This is a genomic window from Streptomyces niveiscabiei (assembly GCF_033794345.1).
Classification (GTDB): Bacteria; Actinomycetota; Actinomycetes; order Streptomycetales; family Streptomycetaceae; genus Streptomyces; species Streptomyces niveiscabiei.
Genome location: NZ_JARAYJ010000001.1, coordinates 446689 through 470809, shown reverse-complemented (window position 1 = coordinate 470809; position 24121 = coordinate 446689). Strand labels below are relative to the sequence as shown.

Here is a 24121-nt window from a genome sequence, read left to right as displayed (position 1 = left end):
CTACGGCTTCACCGAGCGGTAGTAGCGGCGGGCGCCGTCGTGCAGGTCGAGGGGGTCGGTGTAGATGGCCGTCCTCAGGTCCACGAGCTGCGCGGAGTGGACGTTGTGGCCGATCGTGTCGCGACTCTTGATGACGGTCTTCGTGAACCACTCGACCAGGCGGTCATCGGTGTCCGTGCGCGTGATCAGGAGGTTGGCGACGGCGACCGTCGGCACGGGCTGGCTGTGCTGGAGCTTCGGGTACGCGTCCCCGGGCATGTTGGTGGACCGGTAGTAGACGGCCGGGCCACCCTTTTTGTGCATTTCGGAGACGAGGGACGGCGGTATGGGTACGAAACGAAACTTCGAGGGTTCGTTCTCTAGCGTCTTGAGACCGTTCGTCGGCACTCCACCGGACCAGAAGAACGCGTCGATCCTGCCGTCCTTGAGGTCCTGCGGCCCGGTGTCGATGCCTTCGGGCATGGCCGTGAAGTCCTTCGAGGTGACGCCGGCCGCCGCCAGGACCGCGTCCGCCATGAGCCGTACGCCGGAGTTGGGGAGTCCCGTGCCGACGCGCTTGCCCTTCAGGTCGGCGACCGTCCTGACGTCCGAACCGGACGGCACGATCAGCTGGAGGTAGTCGTCGTACAGGCGCGCCACCGCGCGCAGTTCGCCCGAGCCGCCCTCGTACCTGCCGTCGTACTGCGCGACGGCGTCGGCGGCGGCGATCGCGAACTGTGCGCCGTCGTCGGCCACGAGTTGGACGTTCTCCTGCGAACCGTTGCTCTGGAGCAGGTCCACCTTCAGGCCCGGCATGTCCTTGGACAGCTCGCCCTTCAGGAGATCGGCGTACTGGTAGTAGACGCCGACCTGGTTGCCGGTGGTGAACCTGACCGACCCGGACGGCGGGCCGTCCCCCAGCGGCAGCAGCCACCACAGCAGCAGCCCGAGTACGACGACGCCGGCCGCCGCGCCTTCGAGCGCGTGACGCTTGCCGATACGGGCGAACAGCTTGGGCATGGCGCGATCCTGCCAGGCGGGACGGGCGCTGACCAGGGTGGGGACCGTGGGAGGGGGGCGCTGTCAGTGGGTGCCGTTACAGTCGGTGCATGAGTTCGTCGCCCGCTGAACTGGTCCGTGAGTTCCACCGAGCCTTCGGGCTCGACGCCCGCAGTACGCCCGTCGAGGTCTCTCCCGCGCTGGCCGCGCACCGCGGGGAACTGCTCGCCGAGGAGGCCGCGGAAGTCGCCGAGGTGTCCGTCGGCGGGCCGCTCGACAAGCTGGCGCACGAACTGGCGGACGTCGTGTACGTCGCCTACGGGACGGCGCTCGTGCACGGCATCGACCTGGACGCCGTGCTCGCCGAGATCCACCGGTCCAACATGACCAAGGTCGGGCCCGGCGGGGAGATCGCCCGGAGGGCGGACGGGAAGGTGCTCAAGGGGGAGCACTACGAAGCGCCGGACGTGGCGGGGGTGTTGCGGCGCCAGGGGTGGGAGCCGCGGTAGGGCGGCCCCCGCCCCCGGGAGTCACGCCGGTGAGCCCGCCAGCTTCCACTCCCGGTGCAGCGCCCCGAGCGGGATGTCCCGCTTGAACAGCGGGGTGCCGAAGACGGACAGCTGGAGCCGCAGGGTGCCGGTCAGGTCGATGCCGCCGTACAGCGCCCAGGCGCCCTTCGCCTCGAAGTCGCCGTCCGTGCCGGTGATGGAGCCCTGGGCCTCGCCGCGGACGAACGGCGCGAGGTCGGCGACGACGCCCACGGCCCCGTAGAGGCCGACGCTCGCCTCCGCGCCCAGGGCGGCCTTGACGGAGCCCGCGGCCGTCACGGACGTACGCACCGGAGTACTCGTCACCGTCGACGAGTTGACCGGCGTCCAGCCCTGGGCCGGGCCGAAGGTCCCGCCCGCCTTGAAGTCGCCCTCGACGCTCTGCTCGACGTCGACCGTGACCTTGCCGTCGCTGGTGATCTGGACGTAGCAGGTCAAGTCAAGGTTGACGACGACGGGGACCGGGCCGACCTGGAGCACCGGATCGGCGTGCAGCTTGGCGAAGGGGATGCGCTGCGCGGTCGCGGCGGCTGCGCGGCCCCTCAGGGCCCAGCCCGAGGACCAGTCGCCGGAGACGCCGAGGTACGCCGAGAGCGGGGAGGCGGCGGCGCCCTCGCCGCCGTACGTGAAGTCGACCTGCGGGGCGACCTGGACGAAGCCCGAGACGGACGCGGAGGCCGACGCGGAGTCGTCGCCGATCGTCGGCAGCGCGGCGCTCACGTCGAGCCGCAGGCTGCCGAGCGGGACGGTCGCGCCCTTCGGGCCGATGTGCACGTCCTTGGTCTTCGACCAGGAGATGTCGACGTCGGGGAGCAGCTTGTCGATCTGGAACGCGGACGGGGCGACGGGCACGCTGCCCTTCGCGGTCTCGTCGGCCAGCAGGGCGTTCAGCTGGGCCGGTTCGGTCTCGACCTCCGTGCCCTTCGCCGTCTCGCCGATCACCTTCGTGACCTTGGCGAGCAGGCCGTTCGGCGCGCCGGGCGCGGGGGCGCTGGCGATGACGTCACCGACGGCGGTGGTCCGGGACGGGGCGGACTCGGCGGGGGCCGACTGCGAAGGCTCCGGGGAGGCGGTCGACGGGGTCGACGCGGAGGGGGATGCCGGGTCGGCCGGGGGTTGCGGAGACTCCGTGTTTTCGGCCGGTTTCGAAGTGCTCGGGGAATTTGTGGGCGATGGGGAACTTTCGGTCGCCTTGCCCCCGTTGGAGGAAATGACGGCTCGTCCGGTCCTGCTGTCGTACGACGCGACGCTCAGCGTGCTGGCCTTCGCCTTCCCGTCGGACCCGCCGCCGGGGCGGGCGGTGGCCGTGGGGGCGTCGTCGGGTGCGGCGGCTACGGCGAGCGGGGCGTCGTCCGGGGCGGCCGTCGACAGGTCCGCGACGATCTGCTCGTCGGCAGCGGCGGAGCGGTCGTTCTGCGGGGCGGAGGAGCAGCCCGCCGCGAGGAGCAGGGCGCTCGCGGCTAAAGCGGGCATGAAGGCGCGGTAGGGCCTCGTGCGTCGGCGCAACGTCAGTCCTGGAGGTGAAAGGGGTGGGAGAGACCGACCGGCGGGGCGCGGGTGCCTACTCGCCGGTAACGGGCCACGAGCATGCCACGACAACCACACGGAGGTTCCACGGTTTGATCACATCAGGGTGTGACCTGTGTCATGCCGGAGGCGTTCTCGGGGGCTTCCTGGCGGTGTGGGGGAAGTTGTCGGGGTGGGCGTCAACTCGGCTTCGGGGGAGGGGAGTTCGGAGCCGGGGCGAGTGTGGGAGGCGAGGCGGCGTACCGGAGCGCGGTGTCCCTCACGCGGTTGGCCTCGGGCGCGCGGCCGGTTCTCTCCGAGCGGCCAGTCGGCCCCTTCAAACAGTCGGCCGACTCCTTCGCGTGGCCGGCCGGCCCCTTCAAGCAGTCGGCCCCCGGCGCGGCGCCCGCAGCGCGCCACACCGAGGGCCGTCCGGCCGGGGCAGGACCTCAGGTCTGCTCCTGCTTCTCCGCCTTCTCCGTCAGGGGCACCTGTTCCGCCGCCTTGGCGTTCGCCCGGCGCAGGGCCCAGCGGGTGGCCAGGGGTTCGGTGTAACGGGCGGTCAGCGGGCCGAGGATGACCAGCAGGAGGACGTAGGCGGTGGCCAGCGGGCCGAGGTCGGGCTCGATGCCGGCCGTCACCGCGAGGCCCGCGATGACGATGGAGAACTCACCGCGCGCCACCAGCGTGCCGCCGGTGCGCCAGCGGCCCCGGACGGAGATGCCCGCGCGCCGGGCGGCCCAGTAGCCGGTGGCGACCTTCGTGCAGGCCGTGACGACGGCCAGCGCGAGCGCGGGCAGCAGCACGGGCGGGATGCTCGCCGGGTCCGTGTGCAGCCCGAAGAAGACGAAGAACACGGCGGCGAACAGATCCCGCAGCGGGCTCAGCAGCGTGTGGGCGCCCTCGGCGACCTCACCGGAGAGCGCGATGCCCACCAGGAACGCGCCGACCGCCGCCGACACCTGGAGCTCCTGCGCCACACCGGCCACCAGGATCGTCAGCCCCAGCACCACGAGCAGCAGCTTCTCCGGGTCGTCGCTGGAGACGAACCGCGAGATCAGCCGCCCGTACCGCAGCGCGACGAACAGCACGAGCCCCGCGACACCGAGCGCGATCGCCAGCGTCAGCGAGCCCGACAGCAGCCCGGCGCCCGCGACCAGCGCGGTGACGATCGGCAGGTAGACCGCCATCGCCAGATCCTCCAGCACGAGGATGCTGAGGATCACCGGCGTCTCGCGGTTGCCGACCCGCCCCAGATCGCCGAGCACCTTCGCGATCACCCCGGACGACGAGATCCAGGTGACGCCCGCGAGGACCACGGCCGCGACCGGCCCCCAGCCCAGCAGCAGTGCGGCAGCCGCGCCCGGGAGCGCGTTGAGGCAGAAGTCCACCAGCCCGGCGGGATAGTGCGACTTGAGGTTGGAGACGAGATCGCTGGCCGTGTACTCCAGGCCGAGCATCAGCAGCAGGAGGATGACCCCGATCTCGGCGCCGGTCGCGACGAACTCCTCGCTCGCGCCGAGCGGCAGCAGCCCGCCCTCACCGAAGGCGAGACCGGCCAGCAGGTACAGCGGGATCGGCGAGAACTGGAACCGGGCGGCGACCCGCCCGAGCAGTCCGAGGCCGAGGATGATCGAGCCGAACTCGATGAGCAGAACCGCGGAGTGCACTCGTCACTCCTGACCGAGTATCGCGGCTGCCGCGTCGACGCCCTCCCGGGTGCCGATCACGATCACCGTGTCACCGCCGGCCAGCCGGAAGTCCGGCGCGGGCGACGGGATCGCCTCCGCGCGCCGCAGCACGGCCACGATGGACGCCCCCGTCTCGGTGCGCATCCGGGTGTCGCCCAGCAGCCGCCCGTTCCACCGGGAGGTGGCCCCGACCTCGATCCGCTCCGCGACGAGCCCCAGGTCGGTGGTGTAGAGCAGGCTCGGGCTGTGGTGCGACGGCATCAGCGCGTCGATCAGCGAACCGGCCTCGGCGGTGGTCAGCCGCAGCGACTGGGCGCAGGAGTCGGGGTCGTCGGACCGGTACACGTTCACCGTGCGCGTGCCGTCGCGGTGCGCCACGACCGAGAGGTGGCGGTGGTCGCGCGTCACGAGGTCGTACTGGACCCCGATGCCCGGCAACGGCGTCGACCGGAGGCGTGGAACAGACACGTTTCTCTTCCCCTTGATGCTGATGTCGTGCCGAGACGCCCGAGGCGTACGGACGTTCTGCCGATGGGTTCCGGCGTTCTGCCGAATGGTTCCGGACACAGGCCCGGAGCCGACCATGCTGCCATCCGGCCGTACCGTGGCGATATGGGTGCCATGACGGATGGACGGGGCCGGCGGCGGGCGGAGAGGCTGGTCGCGGGTGTGCCGTGGGCGCGGGGCCCGCGAGGGTCGAGGAGAGGGAGAGGAGGGGCCGGGAGCGTGTCGCTGTTCTGGCGGATGTTCTGTCTCAACGCGGTCGGGCTCGTCGTGGCCGCCGCCCTGCTCCTCGGGCCGGTCACCGTCTCCACGCCGGTCCTGCCCGCCGAGGCGCTCGTCGTGGCCGCCGGGCTCGGGGTGCTGCTCGTCGCCAACGCCGTCGTACTGCGCATCGGCCTCGCGCCGCTGGGGCGGCTCGGCCGGGCCATGGCCTCCGCCGACCTGCTCCAGCCGGGCGGGCGCGCGGTCGTCTCGGGGCCCGTGGAGACCGCCGAGCTGATCATGACGTACAACGCGATGCTCGACCGGCTCGAAGCCGAGCGGGCCGCCAGCGCCGGGCGGGCGCTGTCCGCGCAGGAGAGCGAGCGGCACCGGATCGCGCGCGAGCTGCACGACGAGGTCGGGCAGACCCTCACCGCCGTCCTCCTCCAGCTCAAGCGGGTCGCCGACCGGGGGCCCGACGAACTGCGCGAGGAGATCGGGCAGGCGCAGGAGGCGACCCGGGCGGGGCTCGACGAGATCCGCCGTATCGCGCGCCGGCTGCGGCCCGGTGTGCTCGACGAACTCGGGCTGGTCAGCGCGTTGCGCGCGCTCGCCGCCGAGTTCACCACCCACGGCCTGACCGTCCGCCGCGACCTCGCCGCCGGCCTGCCCCCGCTCCCCGAGGAGTCCGAACTCGTGATCTACCGCGTCGCCCAGGAAGCCCTCACCAACACCGCGCGCCACGCCGCCGCCGACCGCGCGGACCTGAGCCTGCGGGCCGTACCGGGCGGCGCCGAACTCGTCGTCCGCGACAACGGCAAGGGGTTTCGCGGCGCGACCGAGGGGGCGGGGATACCGGGGATGCGGGAGCGTGCCCTGCTCGTGGGCGCGCGCCTGACCCTCGGGGACGCTCCGGGGGGTGGTGCGGAGGTTCGGTTGCGGATTCCGGTCGTGCTTCCGGTGGGGGGCCGGGTGGAGGACGGGGGTGCGGTTGGGGGTGGCGCCGGGGGCACGGGATTTGGGGCTGCGGCGGCGGGGTTTTCATCTGCGGGTGCGGGTGCGGGTGCGGGTGCGGGTGCGGGTGCGGGTGCGCGGGCCGAGGCCGGGGTAGGTGCTGGGGCCGGGGCGGTCGAGGTGGGGTTCGTGACGGGGCGTTCGGGGTACGAGGGTGGGTTCGCGTCCGGCGGTGCGGCGGCCGGGGGCGGCCTGGAGGCTGGGGCGGGAACCGGGCGGCGGGGGAGCGGCTCGCCGCGAGGCGGGACCGGGCCGGGGGAGGACTCCGGGGCGCCGGACGAGGGTTTCGCGAACGTGCGTCAGGGGGACGGCGGCGCTGGGAGAGGGGGCGCGCGCTGTCCCGGGGTGCTGGACGAGGCTCAGGCGACCGCCGATGGGCTGCGCGGGTCCGGAGCCGGGGCCGGTCTGTCCGAAGCAAGGGCCCGCGCGTCCGGAGCCGGGTCCGGTGTGTCCGGAGCCGGATCCGGTGCGTACGGTCCTGAAGCTGGCGGTTCCTCGTCCGGAACCGGTCCGGACGTCGGGCCCCGGCCTCCCGTAGGTCCGCCTGCGCCGGACCAGGATGTTCCCGACGATGCTTCCGAACCCGGTTCCCGGTCTCCCGTCGATCTGCCCGCGCCCGGTGCCTCCCGTACCGGCCTCCCGCCCGCGTCCGGGGGAGAGAAATGACCGTGCCGTCCGTCGGGGGTTCCCGGTCCCCGATCCGTGTGCTGCTGGCCGATGATCACACCCTGGTGCGCCGGGGCGTGCGGCTGATCCTCGACAGCGAGGCGGATCTGACCGTCGTCGCCGAGGCGGGCGACGGCGCCGAGGCGGTCGAGCGCGCCCGGAGTGAGGACGTCGATCTCGCCGTGCTGGATGTGGCGATGCCGCGCATGACCGGGCTACAGGCGGCGCGTGAGCTGTCGCGGCGCCTGCCCGACCTGCGGATCCTCATCCTGACGATGTACGACAACGAGCAGTACTTCTTCGAGGCGCTGAAGGCCGGCGCGGGCGGGTACGTGCTGAAGTCGGCTGCCGACCGGGACCTCGTCGAGGCGTGCCGCGCGGCGATGCGGGACGAGCCGTTCATCTACCCGGGGGCGGAACGGGCACTGGTGCGGTCGTACCTGGACCGGCTGCACCGGGGGGACGGCCTCCCGGAGCGGCCGATCACGGAGCGCGAGGAGGAGATCCTCAAGCTCGTCGCCGAGGGGCACACCTCGAAGGAGATCGGGAACCTCCTGTTCATCAGCGCCAAGACGGTCGAGCGTCACCGGGCCAACCTGCTCCAGAAGCTCGGGATGCGGGATCGCCTGGAGCTGACGCGGTACGCGATCCGGGCGGGGCTGATCGATCCCTGAGGCCCGCCCGGGACTCGGGGTGCCCGTTCAACCTCTGCGGCTCACCCGGCACTTGAGGCTCGCTCAGTCCCGGTCGCCCGGCGCTTGAGGCCCGCCCGGCCCGAGGGGCTCACCCAACCCCCGGGATTCACCCAGCACTTGAGGCTCGGCCGGGCCCCGCGCCCCGGCGGAACTCACCCCGCCAGGTCGAACTCCGGGATCAGCCCGCCGACCAGCTCGATGCTGCGCATCACGCTCTCGTGCGACAGCCCGCCGACCTGCTGGAAGCACATCAGCCGGTCGATCCCGAGGTCGGCGTACGCCCGGATCTTCTTGCGGACGGTCTCGGGGGAGCCGACGATCAGGGAGCCCTGCTCGCTGAGCGCCTCGAACAGCTCCTCCTCGGGGACGGTCTCGCCCTGGAGGATGCGGCCGATCGCGAGCTGCGCGGCGTTCGGCCCGGCCGCGGCGCCCGCCTCCGCGCGCAGGAACGCGCCCGCGCGCCCGCCGCCGTCGGGGGCGGCCATCAGCTCCTTCTCGCGGTTCATGTTCTCCAGGAACGCGTCGGCCGCCTCGAAGAAGGTCAGCGCGCGGGCGGTGTACCAGGCCGCCGCTGCCGCGCCGTCCCGCATCGCCTGCTCGTCGGTCTCCGCGCAGTGCACGAATGTGAAGAACGCGATCTGGTCGTTGACGAACGCCCCAGCGGGCGTACGGCACTCGGCCGCCGCCGCGCGGTACAGCTCGACCAGTCGGCCGACCCGCTCCAACGGCTCCCACAGCGTCGTACCGAGCACTCCGACACCCCGGCGCCCGGCCTCCTCGAACGACCCGGGGGTGGATGCCGCCTGCCACAGGGGCGGGTGCGGGTCCTGGAGGGGGGAGGGGACGACGGGGACGCCGCCGGTGACCGTGAGGTCGCCGCCCCAGATGCGCGGGACGGTCTCGAAGACCTCCGCGACCTGCTCGCGCACGGTCGCCGGGTCCACCCCGAACAGCCGCCACTCCGGGGCCGTCGACCGCGTCAGCCCCAACTCGACGCGGCCACCGCTGAGATGGTCCAGTACGGCGGCCCGCTCGGCGACCCGGATCGGGTGGTTGATCTGCGGCGGGGCCAGTACGGCGGCGTGTCCCAGCCGTATCCGCGCGGTGCGCTGCGAGAGCGCGGCGAGGAACAGCTCCGGCGCGGACGACAGGCTGAACTCCTGCGCGCCGTGGTGCTCGACCTGCCACCAGCAGCCGTATCCCAGCGCGTCGGCCAGCTCCGCCTGCTCCAGGGCCTGGGTCATCCGCAGGTGCTGATGATCGGGGGTCCAGGGCTTCGGATCCTGGATTTCGCTGAAGATGTCGAGCTTCATCGGAGTGGTCCCTTCAACGGTGCTCCGACCGGATTTGGTCCGATCGTCGCCATCGTACGGAAGCCCACTGACAATCGGACGCGCGGCCTCCGCCGGGCCGACCGGGCGTCAGATCCGGGTAAGTGTGCGCGGCTTCCCCCCTGTTCGTCAGGCATGATCGGTGCATGGCGACGGAGGAGAGCGGCGGGGGAAGCGTGAACACGATCTCGACGGCGCGGGAAGCCGCGAACGACGAACTGGTGCTGGCGTTCGGGCGGTTGCAGGGCGCGGCCAACCGGCTGGAGTACATCCTGGGGCGCGCGCTGGAGGTCGAGTGCGGCATCACGCACCTGACCTTCGAGGTGCTGCTGATCCTCGGGCGCGCGGGGGAGCCCGGACTGTCCATGCGGGCGGTGGCCCAGGAGCAGGTGCTGACGACCGGGGGCGCGACGCGGCTGGTGGACCGTATGGAGGCCGCCGGGCTCGTCGAGCGGGTCGAGGACCCCGGCGACCGGCGCGGGCGCCTGGTGCGGCTCACGGCGCTCGGAGAGGAGACCGTGGTGGCGGCCTCGCGGGTGCACGTGGCGAACATCGAGCGGTACTTCCTGGCGCCCCTGCCGGAGGCGGACCGGGAGCGGTTCGCGGAGAACCTGCGGATCCTGAGCCGCGCCGCGCGGGACATGCTGCCGCGACTGCCGTGAGCGGGTGACGCGCTCCCGGCGCGACCGGCGTGCGGTCCGACACGACGGAAATATCTGATGAGGCAGATACTGTTCTCTCAGGTGAACCGCTCGCGCCCGGCGAGCGCCCCACTCTGTCGAGGTCATCGATGCAGCTCGTCCACGTGTACGACGCCTACTGCGGCTGGTCCCACGGCTTCTCCGCCACTCTCCGCGAGACCGCCGCGCGCCACCCGGAACTGCCCGTCGAGGTGGTCTCCGGCGGACTGTTCACAGGCCGCCGGCGCGTCCCCATCCGCGAGTTCGGGTACGTCCAGGGCGCCAACGCGCAGATCACCGAACTGACCGGCGCGGTCTTCGCCGAGCCCTACCGGCGGCTCATCGCCGACGGCTCCTTCGTCATGGACTCCGAAGCCGCTGCCCGCGGCCTCGCGGCCCTGCGCGCGAGCGCGCCGGATCGCGCCGTAGAACTCGCGACGGCCCTCCAGGACGCGTTCTACCTCGACGGCCTCAGCCTCTCCGACCCGGCCACGTACCGGAAGCTTGCGCAGGCGCACGGGCTGGACCCGGACGCCGTCGTGACCGCTTTCGAAGGCCCCCGCGCGCGTACGGAGGCCGAGGCGGATTTCCGGCGCAGCGCGGAACTGGGAGTGAGCGGGTTCCCGACGCTGCTCGCGGTCGACGGGGAGCGGGTCGTGGTGGTGGCGCGGGGGCACGCTACGGCGGACGAGGTGGACGCGCGGTTGGCGATGCTGGGCTGAGGGGGCGTTCCGTCGGGGCGGAGGGGGCTCGGGAGGTCGGGCCGAAACGGGCGTCCTGCTGCGGCTGTACGGCCGAGAGGAAAGCCGACTCCGGGTGCCGGGCGGTGTTGGTGGGGCGGCGCGAACCAGGCGAGCGCGCCCCCGCGCCCGCACGCGTTGCTGCCCGATGCGCCCGTGAGGGAGATGCCGGATGCGCGCCCCCGCGTGCGCGCGCCGCGGACCCCGTTCGGTGCGCCCGCGGCAAGCTCCAGCCGCCCTATCGCGTGCGCGCTGTGTCCGTTCGGTGACGATCAGTCGCCCTGGCCCCCCGGGCCCTCCCGTCAGGGAAACGCGGGCGAGGAGTGTCCGAGGCACCGCCTACCCTTGAGCCATGACCAGCAGCAGTGACCGGAGCCAGCCAGTGGACGCGAAAACCTACGAAGTGCGCACTTATGGGTGCCAGATGAACGTCCACGACTCCGAACGCCTGGCCGGTCTGCTGGAGGGCGCGGGCTACGTGCGCGCGCCCGAGGGGTCCGACGGCGACGCCGACGTCGTCGTCTTCAACACCTGCGCGGTCCGGGAGAACGCCGACAACCGGCTCTACGGCAACCTCGGCCGCCTCGCGCCGCGCAAGGCGAGCCGTCCCGGCATGCAGATCGCGGTCGGCGGCTGCCTCGCGCAGAAGGACCGCGACACGATCGTCAAGAAGGCGCCCTGGGTGGACGTCGTCTTCGGCACGCACAACATCGGCAAGCTGCCGGTCCTGCTGGAACGCGCGCGCGTGCAGCAGGAGGCGCAGGTCGAGATCGCCGAGTCCCTGGAGGCGTTCCCCTCGACGCTGCCCACCCGCCGCGAGAGCGCGTACGCGGCCTGGGTGTCGATCTCCGTCGGCTGCAACAACACCTGCACCTTCTGCATCGTCCCGGCCCTGCGCGGCAAGGAGAAGGACCGCCGCCCCGGCGACATCCTGGCCGAGATCGAGGCCCTGGTCGGCGAGGGCGTCACGGAGATCACCCTGCTCGGCCAGAACGTCAACGCGTACGGCAGCGACATCGGCGACCGCGAGGCCTTCAGCAAGCTCCTGCGGGCCTGCGGGAAGATCGAGGGCCTGGAGCGCGTCCGCTTCACCTCGCCGCACCCCAGGGACTTCACGGACGACGTCATCGCCGCCATGGCCGAGACGCCCAACGTGATGCCCCAGCTCCACATGCCGATGCAGTCCGGCTCGGACACCGTCCTCAAGGCGATGCGCCGCTCCTACCGCCAGGAGCGCTACCTGGGGATCATCGAGAAGGTCCGCGCGGCCATCCCGCACGCGGCGATCTCCACGGACATCATCGTCGGCTTCCCCGGGGAGACCGAGGAGGACTTCGAGCAGACCCTCCACGCCGTGCGTGAGGCCCGTTTCGCGCAGGCGTTCACGTTCCAGTACTCCAAGCGCCCCGGGACGCCCGCGGCGACCATGGAGAACCAGATCCCCAAGGAGGTCGTCCAGGCGCGCTACGAGCGCCTCGTCGCCCTCCAGGAGGAGATCTCCTGGGACGAGAACAAGAAGCAGGTCGGCCGCACGCTGGAGCTGATGGTCGCCGAGGGCGAGGGCCGCAAGGACGACGCGACCCGGCGCCTGTCCGGCCGCGCCCCCGACAACCGCCTCGTCCACTTCACCAAGCCCGACCAGGACGTGCGCCCCGGCGACATCGTCACCGTCGAGATCACCTACGCCGCCCCGCACCACCTCCTCGCCGAGGGCCCCGTCCTCGACGTGCGGCGCACGCGCGCGGGCGACGCCTGGGAGAAGCGCAGCGCCGAGAAGGCCGCCGCCCCGGCCGGTGTCATGCTCGGCCTGCCCAAGGTCGGCGTCCCCGCCCCGCTGCCGGTCGCCACGGGCGGGTGCAGCGTTGAGTGACCTCATAGGCGGGCTGCCGGACGACACCGTCCGGCAGTGGGGACTCATCGCCGAGACCACCAGCGGGACCGGCGACGGCAAGCGGTGGGTGGCCTCCGTGCTCGGCGAGGTCGAAGGGACCCGTGAGCAGGCCCTGTGGCAACTGGAGACCCGTGCACGCGCGTTCAGCCCCACCCACCCGCGCATGCCCCGGCGCACTCGGCTCTACCGGCAGGACGACGCGTTCCTGCTGCTCACCGACGGCCAGGTCGAGACGTTCCTGACGCGGTTCTCGCTGGCCGAGCTGATCGAGGACAGCGCGGCGGGGTGAAGAGCACGGCGGAGTGACGTCGGGACGGTACCGGTCCGTCGGTCGTGCACGTTGCGACGATACGGTCCCGTTCTGATGTCACCCATGCGCCCCCTTCCGCGTCCGACCGACCCGTATGTGACGTGTGACCGCTTCCCGGGGATACGCTGCCGATCATGCTTGTCGCCGCCGCAGTCTGCCCCTGTCCGCCCCTCCTGGTGCCCGAGATCGCCGCGGGCGCCGCGCCCGAGCTGGACGCGGCCAGAGCCGCCTGCGCGGACGCGCTGGGGGTGCTCGCCGCCGCCCGCCCGGACCGGCTGGTGGTGGTCGGCCCGGCGGCGGAGCACGGGTGCGGCCCGTACCCCGAGGGGACGCCGGGCTCGTTCCGGGGCTTCGGGGCCGACGTCGTCGTACGGCTGGGGCGGGGTGACGGGGACGGGAGCGGGCGGCTGCTGCCGCCGTCCCTCGCCGTGGGGGCCTGGCTGCTCGGGCGGGCCGGCTGGGGGGATGCCCCGATCGAGGGACTCGGGGTCGGGGAGCCGTTCGGGGCCGAGCGGTGCGTCCAGGTGGGCCAGGAGGCCGCCGGGCGGGCCGAGCGGGTCGCGCTGCTGGCGATGGGCGATGCCAGCGCGTGCCGCACGCTGAAGGCGCCGGGTTACCTCGACGAGCGGGCGGCGCCCTTCGACGCGGAGGTGGGGCGGGCGCTCGGCAAGGCGGACGTCGCCGCGCTGGAGGCCATGGACGTGGAACTGGCCCGCCAGCTCATGGCGTCGGGGCGGGCGCCCTGGCAGGTGCTGGCCGGGGCGGGCAAGGGCGCCGGGCTGAGCGGCGAGCTGCTGTACGAGGACGCGCCCTACGGCGTGGGGTACGTGGTCGCGACCTGGTCGTAGCCCCGGGAACGGCGCCGACGGACGGCCCTTTCGCGGCCGTCCGCCGATGGCTGTCCCGGAGGTGGGTCAGGACGCCGGAGGGGGCGAGCTCGGCGGGGTGCCGGTCGTGCCGTCGTCCTTGTGCGCGAGCTTGTCGACCGCGCCCTTCGCCTTGTCCGTGCCCGTGTGGATCTTGTCGCTGTACTTGCCCTTGGTACGCTCGTCGACCGCCTTGGCGGCCTTGTCGATGCCGTCCTGGATCTTGCCCCCGTGCTGCTGGGCGAGGTCGGAGACCTTGTCCTTGGCCGGTCCGAGCTTGGCCTTCAAATTGTCCATGAGACCCATCGGGTCACCTTCCCTCGCGGTACGTCACCTGCAACCGACAGAACTTCGCAAAACGCCCATATCCATTTCACACGGTACTCGCGCCCCCCGGATCGCGTCACCTCACCGGTGCGAGCGCGGCCCGCGAGGTTTGCGAGACTGGTGCCGTGAGCAGCGCACCCCTCGCCCCCCGAGTCATCGCCGTCGTCGGACCGACCGCGGCCGGAAAATCCGATCTCGGGGTCTTCCTGGCCCGTCGGCTGGGCGGTGAGGTCATCAACTCCGACTCCATGCAGCTCTACCGGGGGATGGACATCGGTACCGCCAAGCTAACGATCGAGGAGCGCGGCGGAGTTCCCCACCACCTCCTGGACATCTGGGACGTCACCGAGACCGCCTCCGTCGCCGAGTACCAGCGCCTCGCCCGCGCGCGCATCGACGCCCTGCTCGCCGAGGGACGCTGGCCGATCCTGGTCGGCGGCTCCGGCCTGTACGTCCGCGGCGCGGTCGACAACCTGGAGTTCCCCGGCACCGACCCCGAGGTCCGCGCCCGCCTGGAGGAGGAGCTGGCCCTGCGCGGCTCCGGCGCCCTGCACGCGCGCCTGGCCGCCGCCGACCCCGACGCCGCGCGCGCGATCCTGCCGGGCAACGGACGCCGCATCGTGCGCGCGCTCGAAGTGATCGAGATCACCGGCAAGCCCTTCACCGCGAACCTCCCCGGCCACGACTCGGTGTACGACACCGTCCAGATCGGCGTCGACGTCGCGCGCCCCGAACTCGACGAGCGCATCGCCCTGCGGGTCGACCGCATGTGGGAGGCGGGACTCGTCGACGAGGTGCGCGCACTGGAGGCGCAGGGGTTGCGCGACGGGCTCACGGCCTCGCGCGCGCTCGGCTACCAGCAGATCCTCGCGGCGCTCGCCGGGGAGTGCACCGAGGACGAGGCGCGGGCCGAGACCGTCCGCGCCACCAAGCGCTTCGCGCGCCGTCAGGATTCGTGGTTCAGGCGCGATCCCCGGGTGCACTGGTTGAGTGGGGCCGCGGCGGACCGGGAGGAACTTCCGCGCCTCGCATCGGCGTTGGTCGAACGACCGGTCACAGCCTGATCACGTCATGGCATCGGGACGCCCAGGCCGTCATCCGGGCCTGTCGCGTCGTGCCATCATCGAGCTTCGATCGACCAAGTGGAGTCCGAGTTGGGAGGGCGCGTGGCGATGGAGGCCGGCCCTCGTGACACCGCACAAGGCACCGAGAACCGCACTCCTCGGCGGGACGAACGGAAGCCGGACGACGGCCTCGCGCGCGCGGACGGGTTCCCCGCCGAGACTGACGGCCCTCCGCGCCTGATCGACGGCATCCCCCGCCCCGGAGGGCCCGAGAACGACTCCTCCGGCCCGCGCGAAGCACAGCCGGACGACGGCTTCCAGGAGCCCGCGGACGGCGGCCTCACCTCCGACGGCCCCGACGAGGCGGACGAGACGCCCGACGGCGTCACGGACGACGGACCCGAGCCCGAGGAGATGTTCGCGAGCGGCCCCGAGGTCGAGGTCGAACTGCGGCCCCAGCGCCGGCTGCGGATCTGGCAGCTCGCCCCGATCGTCGCCCTGGCCACCGTCGGCTCCCTGATGTTCGCCTTCCCGCTCGCCTTCGACTTCGGCGACAGCGGCGCCGTCGTCGCCATGCTCGGCCTGCTGATCTGCTCCTGCGCCGCAGGCTGGGGCATGATGGCCGCCCGCCGCGTCGGTTACCCGTGGCCGGGCCTGCCCCTGCGGGGCTCCGGCCGCCGCCCCGACTGGCGTGTCGTCCTCGCGTACGTCGTGATGGTCGCCGCGGCCGTCGCCCTCGCCGTCTGGCGCGTCGCCCGGCTGCGCTGAGCCCCGCGCGCGGGAGCACCGTCACACGGTGTGAGCGGGACTGTCGTACCCACGCCGTACGATCGGGGCATGAGCACGCGGATCGCCTTCCTCAAGGGGCACGGGACCGAGAACGACTTCGTGATCGTCCCGGACCCGGAGAACGCCCTGGACCTCCCGCCCGCCGCCGTGGCCGCCCTGTGCGACCGCCGCGCGGGCATCGGCGGCGACGGGCTGCTGCACGTCGTGCGGTCGGCGGCGCACCCCGAGGCGCGCGCGATGGCCGCCGAGGCGGAGTGGTTCATGGACTACCGCAACGGCGACGGCTCGGTGGCCGAGATGTGCGGCAACGGCGTGCGCGTGTTCGCGCGCTACCTCCAGTACGCCGGGCATGTCGAGGAGGGCGACCTCGCGATCGCCACGCGCGGGGGCGTCAAGAGGGTCCACCTCGACAAGGAGGGCGACGTCACGGTCGGCATGGGCCGCGCCCGCCTCCCCGAGGGCGATGTCGAGGTGAGCGTCGGCGGGCGCAGCTGGCCCGCGCGCAACGTCAACATGGGCAACCCCCACGCCGTAGCCTTCGTCGACGACCTCGCGCACGCGGGCGACCTGTTCACCGCCCCGCCCGTCAGCCCCGCCTCCGCCTACCCGCAGGGCGTGAACGTCGAGTTCGTCGTCGACCGGGGCCCCCGGCACGTCGCCCTCAGGGTGCACGAGCGCGGCTCCGGCGAGACCCGCTCGTGTGGCACGGGCGCGTGCGCCGTCGCCGTCGCCACCGCGCGCAGGGACGGCGCCGACCCGGCCGTCACCGGCACCCCCGCGACGTACACCGTGGACGTGCCCGGCGGGCGCCTCGTCATCACCGAACGGCCCGACGGAGAGATCGAGATGACCGGTCCCGCCGTGATTCTCGCCGAAGGGACGATCGATTCCGGGTGGCTGGAAAGTGCCTCACGGCAGCCGGCGTAGGGCTTCACATCGCAGGCAGGGGCGGCCCGTCACCGTACGGGTGCGCCCCTGCCGCGCGTCCGGAGGGCGGGAATGCGCGACCTGCTTCAGCCATGGTGGCTCGAAACAGTCAACTACCGGAGTGTCGCTCGAATGGGTGATCCGTTTCACGCTCGGCGAGAGGCGGTCAGCCGCACATGGTGGGCTCGGTAGCATCAAGCACCGGCCCGGACGGGAGACCGAAACCAGTCCCCGAGCCGTGTCCGCCCTGGGGCACTCGTCCGCCGGTCCACGCAGCCGGAGGTGCCCATGAGTGCGGAGGCGACGAATCCCGCGACCCCAGGCCCGGTGGTGCCCGCCGTCCCGCGACGGCGCAGCCGCCCCCGAATCGACCTGCGCAGGCTGGGTCGTGCCGCCTTCCTGGGCCCGGCCGGCAGAGGCCGGCTGCCCGACGCGATCGGCCACGTCGTCGAGGCCCACCGCGCCCACCACCCCGAGGCCGACCTCGAACCGCTGCGCCGCGCGTATGTGCTGGCCGAGTCCTCGCACCGCGGCCAGATGCGCAAGAGCGGCGAGCCGTACATCACCCACCCCCTCGCGGTGACGCTGATCCTCGCCGAACTCGGCGCGGAGACCACGACCCTGACGGCGTCTCTGCTCCACGACACCGTCGAGGACACCGATGTGACGCTCGACCAGGTGCGGGAACAGTTCGGCGAGGAGGTTCGTTATCTCGTCGACGGCGTCACGAAACTGGAGAAGGTCGACTACGGGGCCGCCGCCGAGCCGGAGACCTTCCGCAAGATGCTGGTCGCCACCGGCAGCGACGTCCGCGTGATGTCGATCAAACTCGCCGACCGGCTGCACAACATGCGCACCCTCGGGGTGATGCGCCCCGAGAAACAGGCGCGCATCGCGAAGGTCACCCGGGACGTCCTGATCCCGCTCGCCGAACGCCTCGGCGTGCAGGCCCTCAAGAGCGAACTGGAGGACCTGGTCTTCGCGATCCTCCACCCCGAGGAGTACGACCGCACGCGCGAGCTGATCGTCGACAACGCCTCCCGCGCGGACGACCCGCTCGCCGAGATGGCCGAGAGCATGCGCGGCGTCCTGCGCGAGGCCGGCATCCAGGCCGAGATCCACATAAGGCCCCGCCACTTCGTCTCCGTCCACCGGTTCTCCCGCAAGCGCGGCCGGATGCGCGGCGCGGACTTCGGGCGGCTCCTGGTGCTCGTCAACGAGGACGCCGACTGCTACGCCGTCCTGGGCGAGCTGCACACCTGCATGACGCCCGTCGTCTCGGAGTTCAAGGACTTCATCGCCGTACCGAAGTTCAACCTCTACCAGTCGCTGCACACGGCCGTCGCGCGCGAGGACGGCCAGGTCGCCGAGGTGCTCATCCGCACCCACCGGATGCACAAGGTCGCCGAGGCCGGTGTCGTCGCCCTCGGCAACCCCTACGCGAGCCCGGCGGAGGAGCAGGCCGCGAGCGACGAGCGCGTCGACCCGACCCGCCCCGGCTGGCTCTCGCGGCTCCTCGACTGGCAGGAGGCCGCGCCCGACCCGGACACGTTCTGGTCGACCCTGCGCGAGGACCTCGCCCAGGACCGCGAGATCACCGTCTTCCGCCCCGACGGCGGCACCCTCGGCCTGCCCGACGGGGCCACGTGCGTCGACGCCGCCTACGCCCAGTACGGCGAGGACGCCCACGCCTGCATCGGCGCCCGCGTGAACGGCCGCCTGGCGACCCTCAGCACCGCTCTGCGGGACGGAGACACCGTCCAGCTCCTCATGGGCCAGGACCCCGCCTCCGAGCCCTCCAGGGAGTGGCTGGAGCACGCCCACACCCCCGCGGCGCGCATCGCCATCCAGCGGTGGCTGTCCACGCACCCCACGGAGCCGCGCGGAGCCGCCCGGCAGAACACGGCCGACGAGGAGACCGAGCCCGCTTTCCGGGGGCAGGGCGGACGGCGCGGCTCCGACGGACCGCTGCCGCATCCGTCGTCCGCCCCGCGCGCGGGCAACACGATCTCCGTCGCCGGGCGCCCCGGCGCGAGCGTGCGGCTCGCCGGGTGCTGTACGCCCGTGCCCGCCGACGAGGTCACCGGGTTCGCCGTACGCGGGGGCGTGGTCACCGTCCACCGCGTCGAGTGCGCCGCCGTCGCGCGCATGCGCGGTGCCGGGCGGCCCGAGGCCGACGTCCACTGGGGCGACTCCACCGAGTGCCGCGTCACCCTCGTAGCCGAATCGTTCGGCCGCCCCCACCTCCTGGCCGACCTCACCGAGGCGATCGCCCTGGAGGGCGCCGAGATCGTCTCGGCCACCGTCGAACCACCGTCCCAGCAGCGTGTCCGCCACACCTACACCCTCGAACTCCCCGACGCCGCCCACCTGCCCACCCTCATGCGCGCGATGAGAAACGTTCCTGGGGTGTACGACGTGAGCCGGGCACAGCACCATGCGGGGGCGCACTGAGGGGCACGCGCGCGAAGGCGTCCGTACGCGAGGGCTTACGCGCGAGCGCGGAGAGTGCCGGCATGCGCGCGGGACGCCGATGAGCAGAACCGTCATGACCGACCTCCGCGCGCGGCACACCGGCCCCCCGGCAACTCGGCCCCACCCGGGCAACCCGTTCGGGTGGGCCGGACGCGAGTCGGCGGCGCTGGGGGCGGGTGCGCTGGTAGCCGTGGGGCATGCTGCGCAGCCCTCGAACCGAAGCCCCCGAGGCCACCGGTCCCGCGATCGCCGGACCCCGCCCCGGGAACGCCCGTCCGCGCCCCCGACGTCTCGCGCGGGCGGCCCTCGTCGCCTCCGCGCTCTCCCTGTGCCTCGTCGCCGCGAGCGCGCCTCCCGAGCAACTCGGCGTCGGGGACCGCCTGTTCCCGAACCTCGGCAACCCCGGATACGACGTCGCCGCGTACGACCTGGACTTCACCTACCCGGGGAGCAACGACAAGCCGCTGCGCGCGGTGACCACGATCGACGCGTGGACGACCGAGCGGCTGGAACGGATCAACCTGGACTTCGCGCACGGGGACGTCGAGTCGGTCCAGGTCGACGGCGAACCGGCGCACTACGCGCGCGCGGGCGAGGACCTCGTCGTCACCCCGCGCCGCGCCGTCCCGGAGGGCAGCTGGATGCGGATCACCGTCCGCCACACCAGCGACCCGATGCCCCCGAAGGACGGCGAGGGCGGCTGGGTCCGCACCGCTGACGGCCTCGCCATGGCGAACCAGGCCGACGCCGGCCACCTGGTGTTCCCCTGCAACGACCACCCCTCGGACAAGGCGATGTTCACCATCAGGGTGACCGCCCCCGACGGGTACACGGCCGTGGCCAACGGTCTGCCCGCCGGCGTCGACCGCGCGCGCGGGACGACGACATGGACGTACCGCACTCAGCACCCCATGGCGACCGAGCTGACCCAGGTCTCCATCGGCCGCTCGACCGTCCTGCGCCGCGAAGGCCCGCACGGCCTGCCCGTACGGGACGTCGTCCCCACCGCGGACCGTGACGTCCTGGAGCCGTGGCTGGCCAGGACGCCGGACCAGATCTCCTGGATGGAGTCCAAGGTCGGGCCGTACCCGTTCGAGACGTACGGGCTGCTCATGGCGAGCGCCAGCACCGGGTTCGAGCTGGAGACGCAGACCCTGTCGCTGTTCGAGAAGGACCTGTTCACCGAACCCGGCTACCCCGCCTGGTACGTCGAGTCGATCATGGTCCACGAACTGGCCCACCAGTGGTTCGGCGACAGCGTCTCCCCGCGCACCTGGTCCGACCTGTGGCTCAACGAGGGGCACGCCACCTGGTACGAGGCCCTCTACGCGCAGGAGAAGGCGGGACGCACGCTGGAGGCCCGCATGAAGGCCGCGTACGGCGCGTCCGACCGCTGGCGCGCGGCCGGCGGCCCGCCCGCCCTCCCCAAGGGCCCCGAGCCCGGCCAGAAGATCAGCATCTTCCGCCCCGTCGTCTACGACGGCGCCGCCCTCGTCCTGTTCGCGCTGCGCGAGACCATCGGCCGCCCCGCCTTCGAGCGCCTGGAGCGCGCGTGGGTGACCGAGAACCACGACGGTGTCGCGAGCACCGCCGACTTCACCCGCCTCGCGGAACGCGTCTCGGGCCACGACCTCGGCGCGTTCTTCGACGCCTGGCTCTACGGCACGAAGACACCCCCGATGCCGGGCCACCCGGACTGGACGTCCCAAGCGCCGACGAACACGAAGGCGGGGGAGACGCCGGCGGTACGGCACGGGCGGCACTGAGAGGGCCTACGCGCGTGCGCGAGACGTCCGCTCCGGAGCCGCCGCAGACCGGGGCCCTACGCGCGCGTGCCGGACGCTGTCCGGCCCGGACGGCCTGCCGGTGCGCGCGTACGCGTGCCTCGCGGCCCGGGCCAGGAGCGCCTCAGCGCTCTCTCCCCGGATAAGCCCGTGACGGGGCGGGGCGGGGCGTGCGACCATTTTCGGGCCGGCGTGGTACGGGGCCGATGGGCGGGAATCTTCCGCCGGGCTCGTGCGTTGAGCAGGGTGACAGGCGCCCTAGCGGCATCTTCGACGACGTAAGGATCAAATGACCTCCTCTTCTTCCGCTTCCCAGGACACCAAGCGCCTCGCGCAGGACTACCCCGACGGTCTTCGGGCCGATGCCCTGATGGAAGAGGACGTCGCCTGGAGCCACACGATCGACGAGGAGCGGGACGGCGACCAGTTCGACCGCTCCGAGCGCGCGGCCCTGCGCCGCGTGGTGGGCCTCTCCACCGAGCTGGAGGACGTCACCGAGGTCGAGTACCGCCAGCTGCGGCTGGAGCGGGTCGTCCTCGTCGGCGTCTGGACCACCGGCACCGCGCGGGACGCGGACAACTCCCTCGCCGAGCTCGCGGCCCTCGCGGAGACGGCCGGCGCGCTCGTCCTCGACGGCGTCGTCCAGCGCCGCGACAAGCCCGACGCGGCCACCTTCATCGGCTCCGGCAAGGCCCAGGAACTGCGCGACATCGTCCTGGAGAGCGGCGCCGACACGGTGATCTGCGACGGCGAGCTGAGCCCCGGCCAGCTCATCGCCCTCGAAGACGTCGTCAAGGTCAAGGTCATCGACCGTACGGCCCTGATCCTCGACATCTTCGCCCAGCACGCCAAGTCCCGGGAGGGCAAGGCGCAGGTCGCGCTCGCGCAGATGCAGTACATGCTGCCGAGGCTCCGCGGCTGGGGTCAGTCCCTGTCCCGCCAGATGGGCGGCGGCAAGGGCGGCGGCCTCGCCACCCGTGGTCCCGGTGAGACCAAGATCGAGACGGACCGGCGCCGGATCCGCGAGAAGATGGCGAAGATGCGCCGGGAGATCGCGGAGATGAAGACCGGCCGCGAGATCAAGCGCCAGGAGCGCAAGCGCCACAAGGTGCCGTCCGTCGCCATCGCGGGCTACACCAACGCCGGCAAGTCCTCCCTGCTCAACCGCCTCACCGGCGCGGGCGTCCTGGTCGAGAACGCCCTGTTCGCGACCCTGGACCCGACCGTCCGCCGCGCGGAAACCCCGAGCGGCCGGCTCTACACCCTGGCGGACACCGTCGGCTTCGTCCGGCACCTGCCCCACCACCTGGTCGAGGCGTTCCGCTCCACCATGGAGGAGGTCGGCGAGTCCGACCTGATCCTGCACGTGGTGGACGGCTCGCACCCCGCTCCGGAGGAGCAGCTCGCGGCCGTGCGCGAGGTCGTCAGGGACGTCGGCGCCACCGGCGTGCCCGAGATCGTCGTCATCAACAAGGCGGACGCCGCCGACCCGCTCACGCTCCAGCGGCTGCTGCGGATCGAGAAGCGCTCCATCGCGGTCTCCGCGCGCACCGGCGAGGGCATCGCCGAACTGCTCGCGCTGATCGACGAGGAGCTGCCGAGGCCGTCCGTCGAGATCGAGGCGCTCGTGCCGTACACGCACGGCAAGCTCGTCGCCCGCGCCCACACGGAGGGCGAGGTCCTCTCCGAGGAGCACCTCGCCGAGGGCACGCTGCTGAAGGCGCGGGTCCACGAGGAACTCGCCGCGGACCTCGCGCCGTACGTACCCGCCCAGGCGGTCTGACGCGCGTACGCCTGACGACGAAGCGCCGCCCCCTCAGCGCGAGGGGGCGGCGCTTCGGCGCGTCACCGGCCCGCGGACTTCTTGCTCACCGACTCGTACACGCCCTTGGCGACCTCACCGAGGCGAGGGCCCGCGAGCCAGCCCGAGGTGGCCGGGCCGATGGACGTGTTGGACACCAGCGCGAGCCTGCCGTCGGCGCCCTTCTCGACCCAGCCGCCGCCGGAGGAGCCGCCCGTCATCGTGCAGCCGATCCGGTACATCGTCGGGTCGGCCGAGGACAGCGAGAGCCGGCCCGGCCTGTCCGCGCACTGGTACAGCTTCTGCCCGTCGAACGGCTCGGCCGCCGGGTAGCCCGTCGCCGTGATGCCCGGCACGTCCGCCACCGCGGGCGCCGCGAAGTCCACCGGCAGCGCCCCGCCGACCGTCTCCTCCAGCGACTTCCCGGAGCTCCCCTTCTCCGGGGTGACGTGGATGACCGCGAAGTCGTACGGAGCCCCGTCACCGCCCGTCGGGCCGCCCTGCGCGATCCACTGCTGCGAGGTCTGCGCCCAGTCGCCCCACCACACGCCGTACGGTGCGACCTGCTCGCGCGTCGCCGACCGGAGTGCCGACGCCGGCATCGCGCTGTCGTTGTACGACGGGACGAACGCGATGTTGCGGTACCAGCCGCCGTTCGTGCCGGCGTGCACGCAGTGGCCCGCCGTCCACACCAGGTTGGACTTGCCGGGGTGCGCCGGGTCCTCGACGACCGTCGCCGAGCAGACCATCGAGCCCTCGGGGGAGTCGAAGAGCAGCTTGCCCGCCTCCGGCACGTTCGCGTGGTACTTCGCGGTCACCGCCTTCGCGTCCACCGGAGCCGGCTCCGGGTCCGTCACGCCCTGGTCGCCCGCGAGGTCGCTGTCGTCGACGCCGCGGTCCGGGTCCTGGGCGTCCCGCATCCGGTCCGGGTCCCACAGGCCCTCGATGATCGGGTTGACGAAGTCCTGCGCCTCGCGCAGCCAGTCGTCCTTGTCCCAGTTCTTCCAGGCGCCGTTCTTCCACTTGTCGAGGTCGATGCCGTGCTTCTTGAGCCGGTCCAGCAGATCGCCCGGGATCTGGACCTTCCCGCCGTCGGACTCGGCCGCGGAGGCCGCCGCCGACGGCGAACCGGCCGCCTGGTCGTCCCCGTCGCACGCGGTGGCGGTGAGCGCGAGCACCGAGGCGAGGGCCGCCGCTGACAGCACCGCCCCGCGACGCGGGCGCGCGCCGTCCCCCCGACGAGTGGTGAACGGCGGCCGTATCGATGGCATGTCTGAACTCCCCCTGCTTTCCGTGAACTTGGTGCAATGCCGTGAAATCGGCCACCCGCAGG

The 24121-nt window shown here is 72.7% G+C and carries 20 protein-coding genes and 1 pseudogene; 14 read left to right on the top strand and 7 right to left on the bottom strand.

Annotated elements, in window-relative coordinates; all coding sequences use genetic code 11:
• A complete protein-coding gene (locus tag PV682_RS02020) occupies positions 1 to 999 on the bottom strand; it encodes a TAXI family TRAP transporter solute-binding subunit (protein WP_319723265.1) in 999 nt (332 codons plus the stop codon).
• A gap of 89 nt (positions 1000 to 1088) precedes the next feature.
• On the opposite strand from PV682_RS02020, the gene PV682_RS02015 reads away from it, so the two are divergent.
• Positions 1089 to 1487 (top strand): pyrophosphohydrolase domain-containing protein, encoded by a 399-nt coding sequence (locus PV682_RS02015; RefSeq protein ID WP_055718776.1) that lies wholly within the window; start codon positions 1089 to 1091, stop codon positions 1485 to 1487.
• 21 nt (positions 1488 to 1508) lie between these two features.
• Here the strand turns inward: PV682_RS02015 and PV682_RS02010 are convergent, their stop codons facing one another.
• From PV682_RS02010 to PV682_RS02000, 3 genes are all read right to left on the bottom strand, one after another.
• The gene (locus PV682_RS02010) at positions 1509 to 2999 is read right to left on the bottom strand and encodes a hypothetical protein (RefSeq protein WP_319723262.1); all 1491 of its coding nucleotides are present in this window, start codon (positions 2997 to 2999) and stop codon (positions 1509 to 1511) included.
• Positions 3000 to 3481: 482 nt separating this feature from the next.
• Positions 3482 to 4702: a cation:proton antiporter gene (locus PV682_RS02005; RefSeq protein WP_319723260.1), complete on the bottom strand. Its 1221-nt coding sequence runs from the start codon at positions 4700 to 4702 to the stop codon at positions 3482 to 3484.
• 3 nt (positions 4703 to 4705) lie between these two features.
• A complete protein-coding gene (locus PV682_RS02000; protein WP_055725488.1) occupies positions 4706 to 5191 on the bottom strand; it encodes a cation:proton antiporter regulatory subunit in 486 nt (161 codons plus the stop codon).
• 258 nt (positions 5192 to 5449) lie between these two features.
• On the opposite strand from PV682_RS02000, the pseudogene PV682_RS01995 reads away from it, so the two are divergent.
• Both PV682_RS01995 and PV682_RS01990 read left to right on the top strand, forming a co-directional pair.
• A pseudogene (locus PV682_RS01995) lies at positions 5450 to 6394 on the top strand (sensor histidine kinase); the annotation flags it as partial.
• 710 nt (positions 6395 to 7104) lie between these two features.
• Complete coding sequence (locus PV682_RS01990; RefSeq protein ID WP_112476689.1) at positions 7105 to 7782, top strand: response regulator transcription factor; 678 nt, start codon at positions 7105 to 7107, stop codon at positions 7780 to 7782.
• Positions 7783 to 7955: 173 nt separating this feature from the next.
• On the opposite strand, the gene PV682_RS01985 is transcribed toward PV682_RS01990, so the two are convergent.
• Positions 7956 to 9116, bottom strand: a complete 1161-nt coding sequence (locus PV682_RS01985) for an LLM class flavin-dependent oxidoreductase (RefSeq protein ID WP_319723254.1) — start codon at positions 9114 to 9116, stop codon at positions 7956 to 7958.
• 164 nt (positions 9117 to 9280) lie between these two features.
• Here PV682_RS01985 and PV682_RS01980 point away from each other — a divergent pair, with 164 nt between their 5' ends.
• The 5 genes from PV682_RS01980 (at position 9281) to PV682_RS01960 (ending at position 13603) form a co-directional block, all read left to right on the top strand.
• A complete protein-coding gene (locus tag PV682_RS01980) occupies positions 9281 to 9796 on the top strand; it encodes a MarR family winged helix-turn-helix transcriptional regulator (RefSeq protein ID WP_319723252.1) in 516 nt (171 codons plus the stop codon).
• Between the two features lie 128 nt (positions 9797 to 9924).
• Positions 9925 to 10536: a DsbA family protein gene (locus PV682_RS01975; protein ID WP_319723250.1), complete on the top strand. Its 612-nt coding sequence runs from the start codon at positions 9925 to 9927 to the stop codon at positions 10534 to 10536.
• 370 nt (positions 10537 to 10906) lie between these two features.
• Positions 10907 to 12424 (top strand): tRNA (N6-isopentenyl adenosine(37)-C2)-methylthiotransferase MiaB, encoded by a 1518-nt coding sequence (gene miaB / locus PV682_RS01970; protein ID WP_109364906.1) that lies wholly within the window; start codon positions 10907 to 10909, stop codon positions 12422 to 12424.
• Complete coding sequence (locus PV682_RS01965; RefSeq protein ID WP_319723246.1) at positions 12417 to 12734, top strand: hypothetical protein; 318 nt, start codon at positions 12417 to 12419, stop codon at positions 12732 to 12734. The genes miaB and PV682_RS01965 overlap by 8 nt, the downstream gene beginning before the upstream one ends.
• Before the next feature lie 155 nt (positions 12735 to 12889).
• A complete protein-coding gene (locus tag PV682_RS01960; protein WP_319723244.1) occupies positions 12890 to 13603 on the top strand; it encodes a class III extradiol dioxygenase subunit B-like domain-containing protein in 714 nt (237 codons plus the stop codon).
• A gap of 66 nt (positions 13604 to 13669) precedes the next feature.
• Here the strand turns inward: PV682_RS01960 and PV682_RS01955 are convergent, their stop codons facing one another.
• Entirely contained in the window at positions 13670 to 13927 is a 258-nt protein-coding gene (locus PV682_RS01955) for an antitoxin (protein ID WP_010358944.1), read from the bottom strand.
• Positions 13928 to 14073: 146 nt separating this feature from the next.
• On the opposite strand from PV682_RS01955, the gene miaA reads away from it, so the two are divergent.
• From miaA to hflX, 6 genes are all read left to right on the top strand, one after another.
• On the top strand, positions 14074 to 15012 hold the full coding sequence (gene miaA / locus PV682_RS01950; protein WP_319723238.1) for a tRNA (adenosine(37)-N6)-dimethylallyltransferase MiaA: 939 nt from the start codon (positions 14074 to 14076) through the stop codon (positions 15010 to 15012).
• A gap of 108 nt (positions 15013 to 15120) precedes the next feature.
• Positions 15121 to 15780, top strand: a complete 660-nt coding sequence (locus PV682_RS01945) for a hypothetical protein (RefSeq protein ID WP_407705582.1) — start codon at positions 15121 to 15123, stop codon at positions 15778 to 15780.
• Positions 15781 to 15849: 69 nt separating this feature from the next.
• Positions 15850 to 16728, top strand: coding sequence for a diaminopimelate epimerase (dapF, locus tag PV682_RS01940; protein ID WP_319723236.1), 879 nt, complete (start codon positions 15850 to 15852; stop codon positions 16726 to 16728).
• Between the two features lie 288 nt (positions 16729 to 17016).
• Positions 17017 to 19182 carry a RelA/SpoT family protein gene (locus tag PV682_RS01935; protein WP_319723234.1) on the top strand — a complete coding sequence of 722 codons (2166 nt, stop codon included), beginning with the start codon at positions 17017 to 17019 and terminating at the stop codon, positions 19180 to 19182.
• Between the two features lie 218 nt (positions 19183 to 19400).
• Positions 19401 to 20969, top strand: a complete 1569-nt coding sequence (locus PV682_RS01930; RefSeq protein WP_319723233.1) for a M1 family metallopeptidase — start codon at positions 19401 to 19403, stop codon at positions 20967 to 20969.
• 307 nt (positions 20970 to 21276) lie between these two features.
• On the top strand, positions 21277 to 22770 hold the full coding sequence (hflX, locus tag PV682_RS01925; protein WP_319723231.1) for a GTPase HflX: 1494 nt from the start codon (positions 21277 to 21279) through the stop codon (positions 22768 to 22770).
• Between the two features lie 62 nt (positions 22771 to 22832).
• On the opposite strand, the gene PV682_RS01920 is transcribed toward hflX, so the two are convergent.
• Complete coding sequence (locus tag PV682_RS01920; protein ID WP_319723229.1) at positions 22833 to 24059, bottom strand: trypsin-like serine peptidase; 1227 nt, start codon at positions 24057 to 24059, stop codon at positions 22833 to 22835.
• Positions 24060 to 24121 lie beyond the last annotated feature (62 nt).